The sequence below is a fragment of the Methylobacterium sp. P1-11 genome (assembly GCF_008329595.1).
GTDB lineage: Bacteria > Pseudomonadota > Alphaproteobacteria > Rhizobiales > Beijerinckiaceae > Methylobacterium.
In genome coordinates, this window is sequence record NZ_NPKS01000060.1 from 1 (window position 1) to 20510 (window position 20510).

The window sequence follows — 20510 nt, forward strand, 5'->3', positions numbered from 1 at the left end:
CCCGCTGGAGCTGATCGAGGTCCAGGTCGGCTCCTACACCGGCGAGGACGACATCATCCGCGTCGAGGACATCTACGGACGATAGCCGCCCGAGGCCGGGCTCCGACGACGCGACGGCATTGCGCGACCGGATCGCGGCAAGCACGGAGACGCGCGACGCGCGCGGATCGTCACGGCCTCGTCAGTTTCCTGTCCTGGCCCCGCCTGCCGGCATCAGGTGGGCCTCCGCGTTCTGCGTCGAAACACGGGCCGTCGGCTGGTAGTCGAAGCCGCCCTGCCGCCCGAAGGATTCGATTCCGAAATTGCGAAGGTGCATAAGTGCTTCGGCCACCCTTAGATGTGCCTGGCCGGTGTAAATCGGATAGGCACACGGCACGATCTGGTTTCCCTCGCAAACTAAATCGCCGGCAAAGAGTTTATTCTTCGTGACATGACTCCGGAAATCTTCTTCGGCGATCGCCAGATCGTCGCCCGCGTGCGATGCGATGACCTCGACCCCGAAATACTCGCGATCTTCGACGCGCCCATAGAAGTCCGAGTACATCGTCAGCCGCTTCCACGCCCCATCGTGCGCAAAATTATAGAGAATGGAGTAATCAAAACCTCGATTTCCACTGAAGCTGAAATACAAGCTGATCAGCGTTACCGATGAGAGATGCGGATCCATGTTCAGGCTACACAGAGCCAAGGCGCGATTGATCGGAATGGTCGAGATGACGCGGCTCGCGGTGATCCGGCTACCGTTCAGGACAACATCGAATCGTCCATCGCTCTTCGTGATGGACTTAATCTGCTGCCCCAACATAAACGTCGCGCCCCGCCCGCGGAGCTTCTCCGCTGCAACGGCGTAAAGAGCATTGTAGCCCTCCCGTGGACGCGCCAATTGCCTGTTCTTCGGACCCGCGGAGCGATGACGGCGCATCCCCCGAAACAGGACTTTCGGCGTGGCGTGCTCCTTGATCCAGAGCATCCTCTTTTCGGCAAACTGAAGATCGACGTTTTCGGCTGGTATACCGAAGAACCGCCTCATATAGCTCTCAAGTCCTGATCGCTTCAGCAGAAAATCACCAATCCAGTATCGAGCGAAATCCCGCGCATTCTCGATTCTCCGCCTCAGGAGACGTGAAACGGCGACCGACAAGCCGACGCGCAGCACCACCCATAACCCTGAACCGAAGATATCATCCTTGATGGAGAGTGGGTAAGACGTCACACCACCTTGCGGCGTGAGCTTCCCCCATGTCGGCTTGATAGGAACGTAATGCTCCAGCAATTCCGGAAAATGCTTGAGTAATGGCGAGTCGTCCTGGAATATGAGACTTCCAATGTCGAAGGTGTATCCGTTGATCGCACGATCGATATGATTGCCACCCAGTTTTTCAAATTCATCGACAACGGCGATCTTGCGACAACCGAGATCCTGTAAAATCGAAGCCGAGACGAGACCCGTGATCCCGGCCCCCAAGATAACCGCATCAAAAACGTCTTGATCTAAATCGCCTCGACAGATCTCGACCGATGTTTCGCTCATGATTTTCATCAACTCAGCAACACCGTCGCTCGATCAGAGGCTACAACAGATCTTACAGAGTACAGATCCGCCGCTCAACACCACAGCGTCATTCGAAAGCCCGCGCGTCAAAAACGCAGACACCATGGGAGACCCAGAGTGGCGGCTGAGACAAATCAGGCTTTGTGAGTATGCCACTGGCCCGCAGGACCGCAAGGCCGCATATAGAACTAATTGCGCGATTACCCTGCGCCATGAATTTTGAAGATTGAGATAGACGTCGGGCCAGAGATTACGCGCACCTCGATAAACGATTGTGGAACGGTCTCGGCAAGGCCGCCGCCGGAATCCACCAGATGAGGTGCTGGCGGAGACGCCTGTCTGCCTGGCTATTTCGGGATACGGTGGCGCCGGAGGCCGAATTGGCAAGGAGATCGACCTGCACCCACACGACATACCCCGTTCGGAATGGAATACGCACAGGTTCCTAGCTGCTTTCGGCTGCGACGATTACCGCGAGCCTTGCCGAACCCATTCCGCATTCAGCGTGGATGGGGTGGTGCGGCCGGTATCGATGGTGTGCGAGCCAGCGAAGCAGCGGCCGGATCGATGCAGCTATCGGCACGATCCGGCGCCCGGAATCCCGGGTATCGGAGATCCGATGATGTCCGGCGCAAGGGCACGCACAAGCGGGACGGTATAGAACTGGCGGAATAGGGGCTTCGCGGGTGGCCAATGCGATATGTCCCGAGCGGAGCGATGGACCTCCGGTCAGCGGACGATGCGGGGAACATAACGGCTGACCGCTCCGCAGAGGATGCGGCAGCGAAACCGAAACCGGGGTCTGGGCGGTGAAACGAGCTCCGAACGAGGTTCGAGAGCGGGGCATACAACAGCGGCGCGACGGTCGAGAAGGCGAGGAGGAAGTGCGCCGCCTGCACGGGCTGCCGCGCATCGGGATCGCGGCGGCCGAACCAGGATTACAGACAATCACGACGGTGATGACGACCGGTTCCGAGCCGAGCAGCAGACCGAGCAGGCCGGGAACGACGGCAATTGCGCCAACCGATGCAATGCTCGGATCGTCCGAAATCCGACGTCAGTGCCAACCCGCTTGCCAGGGCTGAGCACGCGACCGGTCGCCCGGCCGCCGCTGTCGCACGCGCGCCGCCACGCCGAGGTGACAGGCACGCATCGGGCCGTGTCAGCGATTGGCGCTCTCGGTAGCCCGGTGCGGCGAATCCGAGGGGGCGAGGCCGCCGCGGCTCGATACACCGCTCCCCGAGCCGCGCGGCGGAGTCGCGGGCTGCTGTGGCGTCGTGGGCTGACGCGTATCTCCGGACTTGTCAGCCGTCTGACGAACGAGGGTCACTCTTACGACATCGCCGGGCTCGACGAGGGCATCCTCCGACGCGACCCACGTGCTTGCATTCGCTCCGCGCTTCCGGGTGATCTCGAAGCGCGACACCACACCGTCGCGGGCATCGTCGGACACACCGAGCATCTGCGACTCGGCATCGGCCGTGAGCCGCTCGGCCGTACGGGTCTTCTCGTCGATCTGGGCGAGCTTCTGGCGTGTGTCCGCAGCTTCCGAGAGCGCTTCGCGGCGGAAGCGCGCCTTGAGGTCGATAATGTCGCGCTCGGCGCGTGTGAGACTTTGTTGAGCACGCAGCATGGCGACCTGCACATCGAGCCGGCTGCTCTCGAATGAGGCCTGGCTCTGCTGCGCAGCGAGTTTCCGCGGCGCGACGGTAAGCCCCTTCGACACCAGATCGTTGATGAGGTTGAGTTCGCCCCGGCTGAGCTCGATCTGCCGATCGAGGGTTTTTGATTTGTTGTCCAGCGTACTCATCTCATTCTCAAAACTCGCAACCGATTGCTCGATCGTCTTGATCTCCGCTTTCAGGGCGTTTCGGCGCGTGTCGAAGAGAAGCTGCTCCCCACGGGTGGCCTGCTCGACATAGGCCTTCCCGGCGCTGGCCCTCAGGTCGTTGCCGAAGTTGATCGTGTCCGCGCCGGCAATCTCCGCCTCAAGCCGCGCCAGCTTCGCCGCGAGGCTGACGCGCTCCGCCGCCAAATTTCGCAACTCGCCGCGCGAAGTGACCGCGTCACGCTGGATGCTCCGCGGGTCAGTGCCGCGCATGAGGCCCTGCGCCGTGCTGACAGCCTGCAGGACGGTCAGACCAGGCTGGTATTCATACTTCCCGGGCTGCTGCACGGCACCGATAATGTAGAATGGCCGGTAAGTCGCCACTTCGACCGATGCGGCGGGCGTCTCGGCGAGATCGGCAACCTGTTTCAGCGTGACGCCGATCGCGTGCGCAAGATCAACCGTCGTTCCACCGGCCGCCTTGATCTGTCCGATCAGCGGCATCGAGACAGTTCCGTCTGCTGCAACCACGAACTGCCCGTTTAGCGCCGTCCAGGAGTACGCCTCGCCGGCGTTGCGGCGCAGATCGTAGACGCGGATGGTCAGATGATCCTGCGGGCCGAGGAGATATCGGCCGGGCTCATCGGCGGCGGCGGCTGCAAAGCTACCGGCGAACAGTAAAACGCAACCGGCTGCGATTGACCGCAAGCGCATCAAATCCTCCTTGAACGGGCCCATGGCCCAAGTACAAATCTTCGCGCTTCGACTGACCGGCTGCACCTGCAGCACTTTGTCCACGGATTCCGATTTATATCGTATCAGAAACGGCCGGATCATCCAAGTTTCATCACAGAGGGTCTATTTTGCGGCAGCCTATTTGCGCTGCCAACGGAATATGCGCCGGCCACACATCGGTGTTATTATTTTACCGACACCGGATGCCGCACCCCGGCTGCCGCGAGCTGATCCCGGGCGGCCCTTTCGGGCGCCCGACGTCACGGACGCAAACTACGCAGGCGAAATCCGAGCAGATGCATGCTGATGCCGTAGGCGCACACGCCGCTGGCAATCATTGCGATCAGAAGTCCGATCAGTCCGACATTGACGTGGCTCAAGATCCCCTGAAGCGCCAGGACGGCCGCCGCCATGACAACGCACGAGGCTGCGACCTGCCAGAGATTGCGGACCTGTACCCCCACCCCGGCACCGACGAGACGTTTCGCGTAGATCGCGCTGATGAAAAAGTGGAAGATCCCTGCAGCGACCCGGGCGTAGATCATCATCATCACGCCTCCGATATAAAAGCCGAGCGTCATCAGTGATATTTTCACGGCCGACTCGAAGATGCTGATTTTGAACATGACGTCGGGCTCGTCCTTGGCGACGCAGAGCGACGAGACGGGCTGGTAATAGGCTGTGAACATGATGGCGACGGAGAGCCAACGCAGATAGGGGGCCGCAGCCCCCCATTGAGGACCAAGAACGATGCTGACGATCTGGTCAGCGGTCAATGCAATTCCCACGCCGGCCGGCAATGCGATGATCATCGTGAGCCGGGCGGCCCGCAGGAAAGCGGATTGTAGCCGTTGACGGTCCTCCGCAATCGTCGCGAACGCAGCCATGACGGGACGCATCGCGGGCCCGATCAGGCTTTGCGTCGGCAGGACGGAGAAGTCGCTTGCGACGCCGTAGCGGCCGAGGACGGCCTTCTCGACATGGTAGCCGAGGAATACGCGATCGTACTGCCAGCTGAAGGCCGCCAGGATCTGGGACGACGTAAACCAGCCTGTAAACGCCGAGAAGGCACTCAGCTTCTCCAGCGAGAGCCTCGGCGAGTAAGGCGCGAGGGTATAGGACAGCGCCGTCGGCAGGATCGAGGATGCGACCGGATTGATGACCAGGGCCCAGTATCCGGCGCCGGCGTAGAGAACTCCGATCGAGATGAGGGCGGCTATCGCCTTCCCGATGAAATCCGCGATGAATGAGGCGCGAAAATTGATGTCGCGGAACAGGTGTACCATGCCGGGGCTGTAGAGGCTCCGCGCGATCGGGGATAACGAGAGCACCAGCACGATCGGGATCAGGCGCGCATCGGCGTAGATATGCGCCGCCGGCCAGGCTGCAGCCACCATCAGCACGGCGATCACCGCGCCGCGCAGGAGGCCCAGCGTGAAAGCCGTATCCAGATGCGCCTTTTCGATCGTCTGCAGGCGCAACAGGGCCTGAACGAGCGGGATCTCAAGAACCATCTCGACGATGGACACCAGAGACGCCGCGATGGCCGTCAGACCGAAATCCGCAGGCGACAGGACGCGGGCGAGGACGAGCAGCGCGGCGAGGTCGATGACGCGCGCGGAGATCCGGGCGGCGACGCTCCAGCCGGCGCCCCGTAGCGTCTTAAAAGCAAGCATGAACTTGTCCCAAGGAACGACGCTCGGCGTAATACGGGCCCGAAGTGAAGTCGAGCCTCATGCTCAGGCGTCAAATCCCGTATCGGGCCTCACGGCAACTATAATCCCATCCCAGTCTGCGTCCCGACACGGTGAATTCTGTCCGCCCGATGACCGGGTCGCGTCGTCGCATCGCGCGTGCCACCCGGTGGCCGGTCCGCGGGCACCGGCGCGCTATTGTGCCACGCCGGCGGCTCGCCGGTAGACAGCGAGGGTCTGCTCGGCAACCCGGGCGATCCGCAAATGATCCACGTTCACTTGGCTCTTCGCGCGCCACGCGCTCAGCTGCGCCGGATCGGCGGTCAGCATGTTCAGCGCCTCCGCGATCTTGTCCGGGGCGCGGGGCGGCACCAGGATCCCAGCCGAGCCCCCATCGAGGAGTTCGGGGATCCCGTCGACGTCGGTGGCGATGATCGCGCAGCCTGCCTCGCGCGCTTCGGAGAGCACCAGCGGAGCAGGATCAGCGTGAGACGGGAGCACGAAGATGTCGGCACCGAGCATCCAGCGGTAAGGATCATCCCGTGGGCCTGCGAATGTGATCGCGCTCGCGCAGGGGAGCGCGCGCGCTTCCTCGACATAGGCGCCTTGATGCGGACCACCGCCGACGATGTAGAGCCGCATCGCCGGATTGTGCGGAAACGCCATCGCGAAGGCCTGGAGCAGATCGGGCACGCCCTTCCGGGGATGCAATCCCCCGACGAACACGACGGCGGGATGATCCAGCCCCTGAGGCTCTTCTGATCGGCCGCGGACGCGGGCAGATCCGATCGTCCCGTTGAGCACGACATCGATGCGCGAAGCCGCGATGCCACGCCGCCGCATCGAGGCGGCGACCGCACCGCTCACAGCGATGACCCGGGTCCCGAGGCCCATGAGGATTGCGCCCCTCTCGAACTCATTGTGCACGGTTGTCACAAGGGGCACGCGCAACAGCTTGCAGGCTGGCCACGCCAGAACGGCACTGGTCATCATATGGGCATGGACGATGTCCGGACGCCACCGCCGGATCGCATCGCCACACCCAATGACGGATTTCAGGACGCGCTTCGGACTGCGCTCATGACTCGCGAAAATCGTCTCGACATTGTTGGATCGGAGCAGAGCGTCGAAGTCGCCCCCCTGGCTTGCGATTGCAACCTGATGGCCGCGCTCGGCCTGCTCGCAGGCGAGATCGACGGCAGCGTGAACGTGGCCGTTGAGCCGGCGCGTATGATTCAGAAGATGAAGGATACGCATGGCTCACTGGCGCTCGTGTCGGGTCCGAGCCTTTTTCGGCACGTGCGGTCTCAGCCGAGCCGCGAAGCCGGACTTTAGCCAGGATTGAAAGCCGATACAAATTTTGGAGATTACTTAAGTGTATATAACGCGCATTGATGCAAAATAAATCGCGAGCACATTCCGCTGTTCAACAACGACTTATCCCGGCCGGCGCCCGCAGAATCTGGCGAACCGCCCGGCGCCCGACCGACAAACGAAAGGCCAGCAGGGACTGGGCGCAACTGACGGGTGCGGCAAAGGTCGCGGCCACGAAGAGCGCGTTCGCTATCTTCCACTTCAGCGAGCGCGGCTCGATCAGGAGAGACCGGATCAGGCCCAGGAACGATTTGCCGCCAACCCGACTGCCGCGAAGGATCGCTGCGCAGAATTCCAGAAACTGAAAATAGTAGGTTTTCTCTGGCTCGATGAGGGCTGCGCCGGGGCTCAGTTTCCGCAGCAGCACTCGAAGATGCGCCAAGCGGGACCGGAACCGCCGCAGATCACGCTCGAAGGTTGCAGCTTGCGGAATGCGCCCCAGACCGGAATCATTCCGCCCATGCACACGATAGAGCCCGAGACTGTCGGGAAGGCTGACGACGTCCCCCATGAATGGGGCGGCCAGCAGGATCACGCCATCGACGGCTTGGTCATAGTCACATTGATGCAGAATTTCGCAAACGTCGCGACGGAATACGTTCCCGGATGTTGGCGGCGTCTGATAAACACCGGAGCGCAGAATCTCGTTGACGACCCTGTCCTGCCCGCGGAATGCACTGAGCGCCGGGTAGGGATCGGCCAGTACGGTCCCCGTCGAATCGACGCAGGTCAGGCAAAACTGAAGCTTGGCGACGCCGGGATCGAGCGACGACAGAATGCGCTCGAGCGCACCGGGCAGCAATTCATCATCCGCGTCGAGAAACAGAAGGAAGGGGGCCCGGGTCTTGCCCAGTCCGTAAAGACAGGCTGCCCTCTGGCCCCCGTTCGGGATACGAAAGGCGGGTATGCCGGCCCGCTGAATAACGAGCCACGAGTCATCCGTAGAACCATCGTCGATCACAACGATTTCACAGGCGTCGCTACCCTGCTCGACAAAACTTTGGATTGCGCGACCCACGTATCTTTCGTAATTGAAGCAGGTAATGATAACTGCTAATTTCGGCTCCACTACCACAGCGGGCGTCTTTCTCATTCGTCGCCTTGAGATCCTGCACTTCGCCGCTCAAGATCTCGACAAGATGTCGGCCAGCTCGCCGCATCATTGGACGCTACGGTGGACGCCTCAGTATCCCAGTGAAAATCCAGCTTACTCCGGAATGCGCCAATGAATAGCCGAGCATAGGCCGGGTGGCCAGCCGGTTAAATCAATTCTGTGTGAGCGAAGACCGATATGAGCGCGGTCCGTCCGCCGTCGGACGACGCGCCTTCGCACGGATTCCAGCCTGCCCGCTCGTTGCGCGGACAATATCGTCCGCGCGGTCGTGACGCGAGCGGCGATCCGGATCGACGCGGAACGCAGGGCCAACCGCGCTCCTCGGCGACGACTCTTGGTCCAAGATGCGGGAGCGTCAGCCGTCCGCCGCACTCCGAAGGGCATCCGGTTCGTGCCGTCCTCAGGCAGGCCGTGGACGGATTGCCGCGTGCGGCCGCTCGAAGCACAGGCGCGCCCGTGCGAGCACAGCACGACCGGTGCGATGCCCCACTGCCAAGGCCGAACCGCACGAAACCCAACTCGCCGCTGTGGCGCCCGGGCCGCCCATCGTCCGGCACTACGCCGAACGGGGGCCTTGTTAGAGGACCGCAAGCCTCGTACGGGGCCTGCAGCTCCATGAAGTGAGACCGTCCAGGGCATGGAACCGCCCTCCCGGCCGGCGGCGACGCCTGGGCGTCCGGCGAGGAGCCCCCGATTCCTACCAAACGCCACAAATTACTGTCATCGAGGAAACTATAAAGGCCTCATTCAGCCTCAAACGGGCAAGAGACCATCAGTGCAGACGGGATCGGCGGAAAGCTGCGTGGCGACTGAACACGAGTTGCACCGGAATCATTGGAAGAGATCAAGCCAACATGCGTCTACCCGAGACGGCTGCCCGCATTATATCCTGTGACGTATTCGATACGCTTCTTTATCGTGATCACAGATCGGAGCGTCGTCGTTTCCTCGATATCGCCACGGTCGCGTCACGGCTGCTCGCGGCGGAATGCGGCGTCGAGCGCCGCCCGGGATCCGTCTATGCGGCACGCTTGCGCGTACAGCGGGAGGCTTACCGCGCCCTCGAATTGACAACTCCGTCGGGTGACGTGCGCTTCGCCGACATGCTCGACGCCATGACGCGCGTTCTCAGCCTCGACCATCGGGCTGTGGATATTCTGTATCGCGCCGAGCTTACGGTGGAGAGCGCCCAATTGCGCGCGAACCACCCCTTGATGACGTGGCTGACGCAGCGGGCGCAGGCCGGGTGCAGGATCATCGCCGTGAGCGATACCTATCACCGCGGCGAAACCATCACACATCTGCTGGACACCCTGGCCCGCAATCATCCCATCGCGCATGTCTACACCAGCGCCGATCACAACGCGACGAAGCGGACGCGCGCGCTTTTCGATGTCGTCCTCCGGCAGGAGGCAGCGGAGCCCGCCGAGATCCTTCACCTCGGCGATGACACGTTGGCGGATGTGACGATGGCAGAGGCCGCGGGCCTGCGCTCAGCACAGCTGCTCCGGCCGCGCCACGTCGTGCTGCGGCGGCGCCTCGATGCCGTTCGGGCCCGCGTCATGCATCGGCACTGGGTGGGCGCCAGTCAGGACGGGCACAGGAGCACGGGACGATGAACGCTGCGGACGCCGCCCGGGGCGATGCAGTTGCCTTCGGACAGCGGGTGCTCGGCCCGATCCTGGCCGAGTTCTGCCTACGCCTCTGGCTCTTCGAGCGCTTCCTCACCCCCGACGACAGTGTCCTCCTGTTCTGCGCCCGGGGCGGCCTTCGTCTGAAGCTCGTCTACGAGCGCTTCCTTCGGCAGACGCAGCTTCCGCAGCAACTCCCGCATGCCGCGCTGATGGTCTCGCGTCTGGTGGCAGCCCGCACCGCCTTCGATCCGCCGAGCCCCGGCGTTCTTTCGGAACTCGGGCGCGAGTTCAGTGGCCGGTCGATGGCGGAGGTCGCGGCGGCTCTGGCTCAACGCGACGACCTGGATCTGCCCGCTTCCTGGAATGCCAGCTTTCGGGACTCGTCATTCGCCACGCTCCTCGCCAGCAGTGACCCCGGTGTTGCCCGGCTTCGCGCCGCGGTAGCCGAGCAGGATGACCGCTTCCGCGAACATCTCGCCGCCTCTGCTGGCGCGGCTCGGCACTGCGTGCTGATCGATACGGGCCTCTATGGCAGCACGGTCCGCATGCTCCAGGAGGGTATCCAGGACCGAACATGGTCCGGCCTTCAGTTCGCCCGTTGCAATTACAAGCGGCTGGCCACGCCGCATTTCAAACGTACGCTCGGGCTCAGCATCGAGAGCGACTGGTACAAACCCTGGGATGCGAGAACATCGGTACTGCGCTTCTGGCACCTGATCGAGGCCTGCCTGGAGCCGGACCTTCCGAGCGTCCGGACCTTCTCGCAGGCGACCGCGGGATTGCCACCGCGGGCCAATCTGCAAGAAGACGGTTGGGAAGCGCGGATCGCACCGGCGCAGCCGGGCCTTTTCACCGGCGTCCTGGCGCATATCGACGGTCTCAGTTCCGAGAGCGTCCATAGGATTCCGGAGGAAGCCGAGCGGGCTTGGCAGGCGCTCAAAGCCGCGGTCATCTGGCCGGATGATCGGGCCGTCGAGATCCTGAGCCTCGGCGGCAGATCCCGGGATTTCGGCCGGGTCGAGTTGAGCGCGCAATATGCCGACGCGCGGCCATCCCGGCCGGTGAAACGGATCCGCGACAGTCTTTGGCGCGAAGGCGCGCTGCTTCGCAGTTTCCCAAGGGTGGGGCGGCTCCTGCTGCCCTTGATCGAACTCGTCTACACGGGACGCGCCCTGCACATGGAAGCGTCGACCCGTCTCCGGCGAGGTCGCGCCCCCATGGGTGACGTGCACGTGTGATCGCCGGCGAGACCGCCGCCGGGGCCTGGGCACAGACCGCGGCCGCATCGCGTGAAACCTTGGGGAATTCGGCCACTCATCGAGCTTGCAATATATTTCTGAAGAAAAACGAAGCATCGGCAATAAAATAATTAGCCCGGCGTCATTTTGCCTGTATTACGATCGAGATCTTGATAAAGGAGACCAGATCAGTTTAGATCCGAATTCCCGGGCGCAAGAGCGTGGGGCCGCCACCCTTTCGACAGAGTTTTGCCTTCTCTTTTGCAATTGGTCTGCGAACGGTAAGTTCGACGGGAGTAGAGCGGTAGCATGACGGCGGCCGGATCGTTTGGCATCAATGGTCGGTTCCTGACCCAGCCGATGACTGGGGTCCAGCGCTATGCGATGAATGTCACTCAGGCCATGAGCGTGGCTCTGACCGCCCGGGGTGAGACGGTTCCTCTGCTCACGGTGCCAGATGCGAAAGATCCCGGGCTCGACGGCACGCCGCTCCGCCGTGTGGGACAGGCGGGCGGACATGCCTGGGAGCAGTTCCTGCTCCCGCGCGCTTGGCCCGGCGCCTTGCTTAACCTCTGCAACACGGCTCCCGCACTGAAAGGAAATCAAGTCGTCTGCATCCATGATGCAAACGTCTTCAACGCCCCGGAAAGCTACAGCGCGTCGTTCCGCCTCTTCTACAAAACGCTCCAGCCGCTTCTGGCCCGTCGTGCGGCGCGGATCACCACCGTCTCGACCTTTTCGGCTGAACAAATCGCGAGCCATCTCTCATTGAGAGCCTCGGATATCGTTGTCCTGCCGAATGGGCACGAACACGTGCGAGCCTGGGATCCCCGGCAGGCGGTCCGGGCGCGCGCCGGCCTCCGCCGCGACGGCGATGGCCGGGAACGACCCTTCGTCTTGGCGCTCGGGTCTCGTGCCCGCCACAAGAACCTCGATCTTCTGCTCAAGCTGGCTCCGGCCTTGGCCGAACTCGGTATCGACCTCGTCGTGGCGGGCGGCCAAGCCAGCATCTATGCTCCCGAGCAACTTCAGCACGGCGAGACTGTTCAGCACCTCGGCTTCGTCACCGATCCCGATCTCGCCTACCTGATGGAGCGCGCCCTGTGCCTCGCCTTCCCCTCGTTCACGGAGGGGTTCGGACTTCCGGCACTGGAGGCGATGGCACGCGGCTGCCCCGTCGTTTCGACCGACCGGGCGAGCTTGCCGGAAATCTGCGGGTCGGCAGCGCTCCTGGCTCCCCCGGACGAACCGGAGCGTTGGATCGTCCAGATTCGCGCACTGGCGACCAGTCCCAATCTGCGATCGGAACTCATCGGGCGGGGACGCGATCAGGCGGCGCGGTTCTCGTGGGAGGCTTCGGCGCAGGGCTATCTCGATCTGATGCGGGCGCCGTCTGCTCGGCCTGCCACGCGCGCGGCCACGCCGTCACCGCTGCCCAGGATCGCCGTCGCCATCGCGACCCTGGGTCGGCCCGACGTGGTCGCCGGCACCCTTCGGCGAATCCTGGATCGGCAGACCCTGAAGCCTGCGGCCGTGCTGATCTCCTGCGTCACCCCGGAAGATGCCGGTGAGGCGGCCGAGTGGACCGGCGTGACCGTGGTCACTGGGCGCCCCGGCCTTGCCGCCCAGAGAAACGCCGCCCTCGCCGCGTTGCCGGATGCGATCGACATCGTGGTCTTCTTTGACGATGACTTCGTCCCCGATGCCGGCTGGCTCGCGGTTGCGGCGCAGCGGTTTCGCGATGAGCCGGATATCGTCGGCCTGACGGGTGATGTCATCGCGGACGGCATCAAGGGGCCGGGGCTATCCTTCACGGCGGTCGACCGGATGCTGGCGGCGCTGGGACCGGTCGAGCCAATGGTACCGATCGAAGCCTTCAGCCCCTATGGCTGCAACATGGCGTTTCGTCGATCGGCGATCGGAACGCTGCGGTTCGACGAGCGACTGGTCCTTTATGGCTGGCTTGAGGATCGTGATTTCGGAGCGGCTCTGGCGGCGACGGGCGGCCGCCTCGTCAAATGCCTCGAAGCCCGCGGCGTGCATATGGGCGTGAAAGGGGGGCGGATCTCTGGCGACCGGCTCGGCTATTCGCAGGTGGTTAACCCGCTCTACATGCTGCAGAAAGGCACCATGACGCTCACCCAAGTCATCGGTCAGATCTCCCGCAACGTATTCAGCAACGTAGCGCGCTTCCCTGCTCCCGAGCCATTCATCGATCGGCGCGGCCGCCTGCGCGGCAATCTGCGTGGCGCCAGGGACGTTCTCCTGGGACGCCTGGAACCCGAGCGGGCGCAGCAGATCCGGCGGAAAGCGTAACATGAACATGCACAGCCTCAACCGGAGCCCGTCCGACCCGTCCCGGTCGCTTCCCTCTTTCCCGGAGGTGACATCCGTCGGCGTGCAGGACGGCCCGTTGGCCGTCATCTCCGCAGCGCTCAAGGCAGCCCGACGTCACAGATACGCCGTGGCCGCCTGGGTGATCTTCTGCATCGGCTGTGCGGCCCTCTACGTAGCCACGACCGCGTCCTCCTACACGGCGACCGCAGTGCTGTTGCTCGAACCACGGCGCCCGGCGGGCTCGGGCTCCGAGGGCGCCTTGGCGCCGAGCCTGGATGTCGGCCGGGCCGAGAGCGAGCTTCAGGTTCTCCGTTCCGAGCGTCTGCTGGCAAACGTCTTCAACAGCCTCCAACTCGCGAACAATCCTGAATTCGGTCCTGAGACTTCGGAGAAGTCGGAGGCGCCGACCCCCGACCCGAAAGGACTGCCCGGCCAGCAAACCACGCAGCCTCCGGACTCGGTGATTCTGGAGCAAAGGAAGTTCGAGAACTTCAGCGACCGGTTCACCGTCCGCCGTGTGGGTCAATCCTACGTCGTAGAGGTCTCTTACACCTCCAAGGATCCGACCTTGGCGCGCCGCGTCGCGAATGCGGCAGTCTCGGCCTATCTCTGGCAATCCATCGCCGCCAAAGCCGATGCGGCCAAGAACGGAGCCGAGTTCCTCCAGGGACGCGTCAACGCCCTGTCCTCCCAGGCCCGGGCTGCCGCGACAGCCGTCTCTGAGGGCACCCTGCCGGCTACGCCGACGCCGGACGCCGACGCGCGCGTGATCGGCGCGGCGCTTCAACCCCTCAAGCCATCGGCACCCCGAAAGGCCCTGATCCTCGGCCTCGGCGCGACCATTGGCGTCGTCGGCGGATTGCTGGCGGTCGCACTTCTGCAGGCGCTCGACCGTCGCGTTCGGACGCCGCAGGATCTCGTCCAGAGAGCCGGCATCCCGTGCCTCGCCGTCATGCCCGAGGTCTCGCGCAAGACGGCCAACGGGCGCCGCGAGCCTGTGGATCTCCGCAATGCCGCCGCACCATGGCTCCTCGACGTCCGGTTTGCCGCCGGTATCCGGGATCTGCGGACTTCGATCCAGCTGGCTCTGGCAAGCCGGGGCCAGGACGCCGAATGCGTCATCGCGCTGGTGGGATGCACGCGACATTCCGGTACGACCCTGATCGGTCTGAGTTTGGCGCGTCTGCTCCAGGAAGGCGGCGGAACTGCTCGGTTGATCGATACGAACATCCACAATACCACTTCGCCGCTCCTGGCCGGGAACTTCGATGCGGATAGCGCGAGCCTCGCTGAACTGATCAACAATCCCGGACGCATAGCCTCGGCGAAGCTGCACGATTTCGGGGGGGTGTCCGTCCTGCCGGCGCGGTCGCCCTACAAGCCCGTCAGCAGCGGCGCCTTCCTTGGATCACCGGCATTCCAGAGCGTCATCGATCACATGCGGCGGGGCGGATACGTCATCCTCGACCTGCCCCCCCTGTCCACCTCCGCCGAATCCCGAGTGGCTGCTCGGCGGGCCGATGTGGTGGTGATCGTCGCGGAGGCCGGACGCGCCACCGTCGACGACCTGTTGGATGTCACGAATGGGTTGATCGGCGTCGGCGCCAACGTCATCGGCGCCATTCTCAATCGGGCGTGATCGAGGCCCCGCTATCGTCGGTGAGGCTGCGCGCAAGCCGGCGGGCCCTGTCCACACATGGAGTTGGTCTGCATGCCCGCCGGTCGCCAGGGGAAGATCCGGATTCTCTATGTACAACCCGGAACATCCATCTTCGCCGGCATCGAGCGGGTGGTCGATACGATCTGCACTGAACTCGCGAAAAACTACGCCGCAGAATTCGATATCGATGTACTGAGAGTTACACAGCACAAGAACTATCCCGCAGAGCCGCGGCTCTATAACAGCGTCTTCCGTCCGGTCACATCACGCTTCGATCTCATGCGGATCTTCAGGGATGTTGCCCGAAGCAAGCGCTACGATCTGGTCGTCATCCCGCAGATCGAACCGGCGGTGGTATTCTGGTTCGCCAGGCTAGGCCACCGACAGCGGATCGCGATGCACCTCCACGGGAATCCGCGCCGCGAGGCCACGAACTTCAAATCGAAAATCAAGTTCTTCCTCTTCAGGCATGTCGTTCTATCGAAAGTAACGTCCATTTTCGGAACATCACCACGACAGCTTCGGGAGTTCGACAGCGATTTCAATTGCGGACGTCCGATGTATTGGGTACCGAATCCGGTCAGGCGCTTCGATCCGCCGGGCGACGACCTCACGCGGGACCCCACCGTCATCACTTTCGTCAACGTCGGGCGCTACGAATTTCAGAAGGGCCAAGATATCCTTGTTCGCGCCTTCGCGAAATTACATGCGCGCCGCAAAAACGTGCGCCTCAACTTGGTCGGACATGGATCCGACAAGGAAGCGCTGGCCGAGCAGATCAACGCGCTCGGCCTGTCCAGCGTCATTCGGCTGGCCCACTATCCGGACAATCCGCAACGTGCCCTCTACACCAGCGATATCTTCGTAGCCACGTCTCGCTGGGAGGGATGGTCACTCGCTATCTGCGAGGCCCTGCGATGCGGACTGCCTGTCATATCCACGGATTGCGAATTCGGCCCCAGCGACATCTTGGTCGACCAGCGCCTGGGGCGCCTGGTTCAACCGGGTGACGAGGAAGAGCTGATCAATGCCATGGAATATTATTGCGACAATATTGAACACGAAAGGTCATTTTCTAATTTCAGAATGGAAAACATCGATCAGTATAGCGCCGAGAATGTCGCACCTGTTCATGCAGACGCCATCCGGCGGTCAGTTACCTGAGTGCCGCCGGAGAATGCGGCCACTGGGCGAACAGACGCCCCGCATGGCCGGGGCCGATAACCGTGAGTGGGGAGGGCATCGAACAGCAGACCTGAGGATGCCACATATTCGGAATGCGGCGGAGCAGTCACGACCCGCATAGGATCTCAAGAGCGCCGTGGCCGCGACGCCGTTCATCAGTGGATCACGACAGCCGCTTCGGGACGGACATGTCTCTGCGACGGTGGCACCGACGGACTTGCTCTAAGGCAACTGGCTTTCAGAGTTAAATCCGATTCTTTCCGGGATTTTATACCAATATAACTTGCGGCATAGTAGAAATTATGAGATTACGCCCGACAGAACGACCCCGGAGCCGGCCGACCGTGATCCAGTTGCATGCCCTGAGTGACGTCGGACAGATTCCTCAAGCGGCCTGCGACGTCTGCATCATTGGAACCGGACCGGCAGGAAGCACCCTGGCGCGGGAACTGTCCGGGAGCGCCTTGAAGGTTCTGCTCCTTGAGAGCGGCGGGCTCGAGCGGATGGAAACCTCTGACGCGCTGGATGCCATCGTGAATGTTGGGCGGCCGCGCGCAACGCAATGGTCTGTCCGAAATCGGATCGTGGGCGGCAGTTCCCATACATGGGGCGGCCGGTGCGCGCCTTTCGACGCCATCGATTTCGAGCAGCGAGACTGGGTTCCGGAAAGCGGATGGCCCTTTCGGCGCGACGCGCTCGATCCGTATCTCGAGCGTAGCGCCAAGTATCTCGGACTCGCCTATGGCAATCATTACAGTGACGGACGGTTTTGGCACCTGTTCGGCTCGCAGCCATCGTGGCGCGAGCCCGACCCGGAGAAGCTCCTGCCATTTTTCTGGCAGTTCAGCCGCGATGATGCGGAATCCTACCCCTTTGAATATACGCGTTTCGGCAGGAAGCTCGACGAGCAGTTGGGGTCGAACGTCACGCTGATCAGCGGCGCGACAGTGCTGGCGATCGACGCGAACGAGGCGGGCGACAGGGTTCAGGGCGTCCAGGTCGCGGCGCCGGATGGCACTCGGTTCAAGCTGTCGGCCCGCACCGTCGTTCTGTGTGCCGGCGGAATCGAGAATCCCCGTCTCCTCCTGGCTTCCGATCATCAGATCCGCGGCGGCCTGGGGAACAAGCACGACTTGGTCGGTCGCTATCTGATGGACCATCTGCGCGGTCCGGTGGCCCATTTCGATGTTCGGCGCTCGCGCGCGCTGCAGCGACGGTTCGGGCGCTACACCGTCAAAGATCGCCTGTTCCGCGGCGGTCTCTGTCTGAGCCCGGAGATACAGCACCGCCGCCACCTCTTGAACTGCGCGGTGTGGCTCGGCGAGACGCTCGCTCCGGACGATCCGGCTGACGCGATTCGAAGGATGCTGGTCGGAAAGCCGCGGCCAAAGGACTTCCTGACGCTGGCGTCGAATCTGCCGCTGCTCCTAAGGGGCTGCCGAGATCACTTCATCTATCGCAATGGATTCCCGCGCAAGCTTGCCGAGCTGAGCCTGGAATGCATGGTTGAGCAGCGACCGGACCCCGATAGCCGCGTCACGCTGTCCACTCAGATCGACCACCTCGGCAATCGGCTGCCCCAGGTCGACTGGCGCAGTCACGAGGAGGAAGGCCGAACGATGCGGGAGACGGCGCGGCTCGTCGTCTCCGAGTTCGCACGGCTTGGGCTTCCCGTTCCCGAGCTGGCTGATTGGGTTCGGGACGACGCGCCGATCCCGCTCAGTTTTGTGGATGTCGCGCACCCGACCGGGACCACCCGCATGTCCGACGATCCGGCCCGGGGCGTCGTCGACGCGCAGGGTCAGGTTCACGGGGTCAAGGGCCTGTTCGTCACGGGAAGTTCCGTGTTCCCGACGGCAGGGCATTGCAACCCGACACAGATGATCGTGGCTCTGGCGATCCGACTGGCGGACACGCTGAAGGCGCAAGTCCAAGGCGGCGCTGTCGCGTCTCCACTCCGATCGCCCGGCCCGGTACCGGCCGAGACGCGTGTTCTCGTCACAGGCGCCTCAGGTCGGATCGGCCGCGTCCTCGTCGAGGACCTCTTGGAACGCGGCTACCGGGTTCGGGCGACCACCTCTCGAGCGCTGACCGAGGCGCAAGCGAACGCGGGTCAGGTCGAATGGCGGAGCTTCGACTTCACGGCGGACAAGACTTACGACACGCTCGTTCATGGCTGCCAAGCCGTCATGCATCTTGCCGCCGAACTCGGAAAGCAGGAGCGGATGCAGGCCATCAACGTTGAGGCGACGCGGCTTCTGGCCGAAGCCTCGGAACGGGAGGGTGTGAAGGCCTTCTGTTACATGAGCACCGTCTCGGTCTATGGTAGCGGCCGGGCACGAACCATAGTGGAAACGTCCCCGGTTCTGACCAGCAATGTCGACGTCAAGTCGGAATACTGGGCGGACGATTATGTCCGCGCCTATGGCCGGACGAAGCTCGCAGGCGAAGAAGCGATCACTCGGATTGCAGCGAACTTCCCCTACGTGATCCTGCGTCCCACGGTCGTCGTCGATCTTCATAACCTTATTGGCTTGCGCGATTGGAGCCTCTCGAAGCGCCTCTTCGCGGCGCACCGGCCCGCCCACCACATCTATGTCCGAGATGTGACAGATGCGGCGATCTGGACGATGACTCAATCCTTTGCCGGCGCTTGGCCTCCGGGCAGCGTTCAAGTTTTCAATCTCTCGGATCATGAAGCGGGCGAGGCGCGGATCGGGGATTTCATGAAGCAAGCCTTTCAGGTCAGCCACGACAAGCGTTATCGCGTCCTTCCGATGCCTGCGCTTGTCGACTGGCTGCATGATTTCCTGCGCAACCGTACGTTTCCGTTGCGCAATCCCCTGTGGCGAATGCATTTTCCAAACGACCGTCTCAAAGACGCGGGATACCGGCCTCGCTATGGGATGGCGAAGGCGCGAGCGTTCGCCCTCGCGGCGTTGCAGTCCGAGACGCTCGAAAAGTCGAAGGCTTGAACCCAGATGATCACGGTTGTCGTGCACCGCAACCGGGCCTGCCTGGCGACCAATCTACAGAGACTGGACGGCAGCCCCAAGAGGACGGGTTTGCCAGCACCATGCGGACACTGAACAATCGCTGCCAGATTCGGAGCCGATGACATGAACGGATTGGACTGGATCCGCCGCGATGTCCTGAAGTCGTGCTTTCAGGGCTTGCCACTCTGCGCAATGGCCTCTCTGCTACCAACCGGTCACGCAGATGCGGCGATCGACACGTCCCTGGACCCGGCTCAGGGCCGTGCGCTCCTCTTCGACGACCCGTTCACGGAGATCAATGGGCGAATCTGGAATGGTGGCCCGAAGGCCACGACGGGCCCTACTGGATTCTACGGTCGTTCCGCCTTCGCTCCGCTCTCCGGGGCGGAGGGCTTCAAGCCCTACGAGATTGTCGACGACCCGGATGCTACCGGGGGGACTGCCTTGCAGATTTCCGCCAAATACATTGGTCGGAATATGAATGTTAGAAATTATTATGGAAACAATTTGCCCGATTTCCAGTGGATTTCGGGAAATCTACAGGCCGGAAGCCGCAGCGGTGTCGTATCGCTTGGCTGGCGGCAGGGCTATTTCGAGGCCCGAATGAAATTCCCGAAGCATCCGCTCACTTGGCCGGCGTTCTGGCTGCTCAACCGGAATGGAATTACTGACAACAAGCGCAGCATAGAGGTTGATATCGTCGAGCATAAAGGGTTCGAGCCAAAACTCTACGGTGCTTATCTCCACGAATGGGGCCAGCCCGGCGAACATAATGAAGGGACCGGAGTTCCAACGTCGCTCGACATGACAGAGCAGTATTGCCGCTACGGCGTCTTGATAAAAGACGACAAGTGCATCCCTTATTTCGAACGCAAGCCGATCATCAATCCGGCTACCAAGCAGATCAACATCTGGACGCTCACACGCGCATCGGAGATGGAACAGAACGGCGATGTCTTCTGGCCCCTCCTCACGCTGGCATTACGGACGGATGTACCGGCTCCCCAACTGACCGAAGCGCAGAAGCTGGTTCATATGCGCGTCGACTATTTTCGCGTGTATGGCTAGAGCCGGTCCCGCGCCGCTTGAGACGGGTTTGCGGGTAGCGCGTTGGTGGGTGAAGGAGCTTGCTCATGCCTTCACCCCTGTCTGTGGACCTGCGC

Annotated in this window: 13 protein-coding genes; 8 read left to right on the forward strand and 5 right to left on the reverse strand. The window is 62.7% G+C overall.

Going from position 1 to position 20510, the window contains the following annotated elements:
- The coding region (locus tag CIW48_RS31680) for a hypothetical protein (RefSeq protein WP_149314342.1) at positions 1-85 on the forward strand (85 nt) is incomplete at its 5' end.
- A 96-nt stretch (positions 86-181) separates the two neighbouring features.
- Here CIW48_RS31680 and CIW48_RS31685 read toward each other — a convergent pair.
- From CIW48_RS31685 to CIW48_RS31705, 5 genes are all read right to left on the reverse strand, one after another.
- Positions 182-1531 (reverse strand): NAD(P)-binding protein, encoded by a 1350-nt coding sequence (locus tag CIW48_RS31685; protein ID WP_149314332.1) that lies wholly within the window; start codon positions 1529-1531, stop codon positions 182-184.
- A 1183-nt stretch (positions 1532-2714) separates the two neighbouring features.
- Positions 2715-4178 (reverse strand): polysaccharide biosynthesis/export family protein, encoded by a 1464-nt coding sequence (locus tag CIW48_RS31690; protein ID WP_246695513.1) that lies wholly within the window; start codon positions 4176-4178, stop codon positions 2715-2717.
- A gap of 197 nt (positions 4179-4375) precedes the next feature.
- On the reverse strand, positions 4376-5791 hold the full coding sequence (locus tag CIW48_RS31695; protein ID WP_149314333.1) for a lipopolysaccharide biosynthesis protein: 1416 nt from the start codon (positions 5789-5791) through the stop codon (positions 4376-4378).
- A 213-nt stretch (positions 5792-6004) separates the two neighbouring features.
- Positions 6005-7066, reverse strand: a complete 1062-nt coding sequence (locus tag CIW48_RS31700) for a glycosyltransferase family 4 protein (RefSeq protein ID WP_149314334.1) — start codon at positions 7064-7066, stop codon at positions 6005-6007.
- Between the two features lie 169 nt (positions 7067-7235).
- Positions 7236-8276, reverse strand: coding sequence for a glycosyltransferase family 2 protein (locus tag CIW48_RS31705; RefSeq protein WP_173009468.1), 1041 nt, complete (start codon positions 8274-8276; stop codon positions 7236-7238).
- An 875-nt stretch (positions 8277-9151) separates the two neighbouring features.
- On the opposite strand from CIW48_RS31705, the gene CIW48_RS31710 reads away from it, so the two are divergent.
- The 7 genes from CIW48_RS31710 to CIW48_RS31740 all read left to right on the forward strand — a co-directional run bounded on the left by CIW48_RS31710 (position 9152) and on the right by CIW48_RS31740 (position 20415).
- On the forward strand, positions 9152-9916 hold the full coding sequence (locus CIW48_RS31710) for an HAD family hydrolase (RefSeq protein WP_149314335.1): 765 nt from the start codon (positions 9152-9154) through the stop codon (positions 9914-9916).
- A complete protein-coding gene (locus tag CIW48_RS31715) occupies positions 9913-11169 on the forward strand; it encodes a glycosyltransferase (protein ID WP_149314336.1) in 1257 nt (418 codons plus the stop codon). Before CIW48_RS31710 ends, CIW48_RS31715 begins: the two co-directional genes overlap by 4 nt.
- Positions 11170-11478: 309 nt before the next feature.
- A complete protein-coding gene (locus tag CIW48_RS31720) occupies positions 11479-13485 on the forward strand; it encodes a glycosyltransferase (protein WP_149314337.1) in 2007 nt (668 codons plus the stop codon).
- Position 13486: 1 nt separating this feature from the next.
- Positions 13487-15145 (forward strand): lipopolysaccharide biosynthesis protein, encoded by a 1659-nt coding sequence (locus CIW48_RS31725; protein ID WP_149314338.1) that lies wholly within the window; start codon positions 13487-13489, stop codon positions 15143-15145.
- 72 nt (positions 15146-15217) lie between these two features.
- A complete protein-coding gene (locus CIW48_RS31730) occupies positions 15218-16330 on the forward strand; it encodes a glycosyltransferase (protein ID WP_173009469.1) in 1113 nt (370 codons plus the stop codon).
- A 365-nt stretch (positions 16331-16695) separates the two neighbouring features.
- A complete protein-coding gene (locus CIW48_RS31735; RefSeq protein WP_246695514.1) occupies positions 16696-19326 on the forward strand; it encodes an FAD-dependent oxidoreductase in 2631 nt (876 codons plus the stop codon).
- A gap of 144 nt (positions 19327-19470) precedes the next feature.
- The gene (locus tag CIW48_RS31740) at positions 19471-20415 is read left to right on the forward strand and encodes a family 16 glycosylhydrolase (RefSeq protein WP_149314341.1); all 945 of its coding nucleotides are present in this window, start codon (positions 19471-19473) and stop codon (positions 20413-20415) included.
- The last annotated feature ends 95 nt before the right edge of the window (positions 20416-20510 follow it).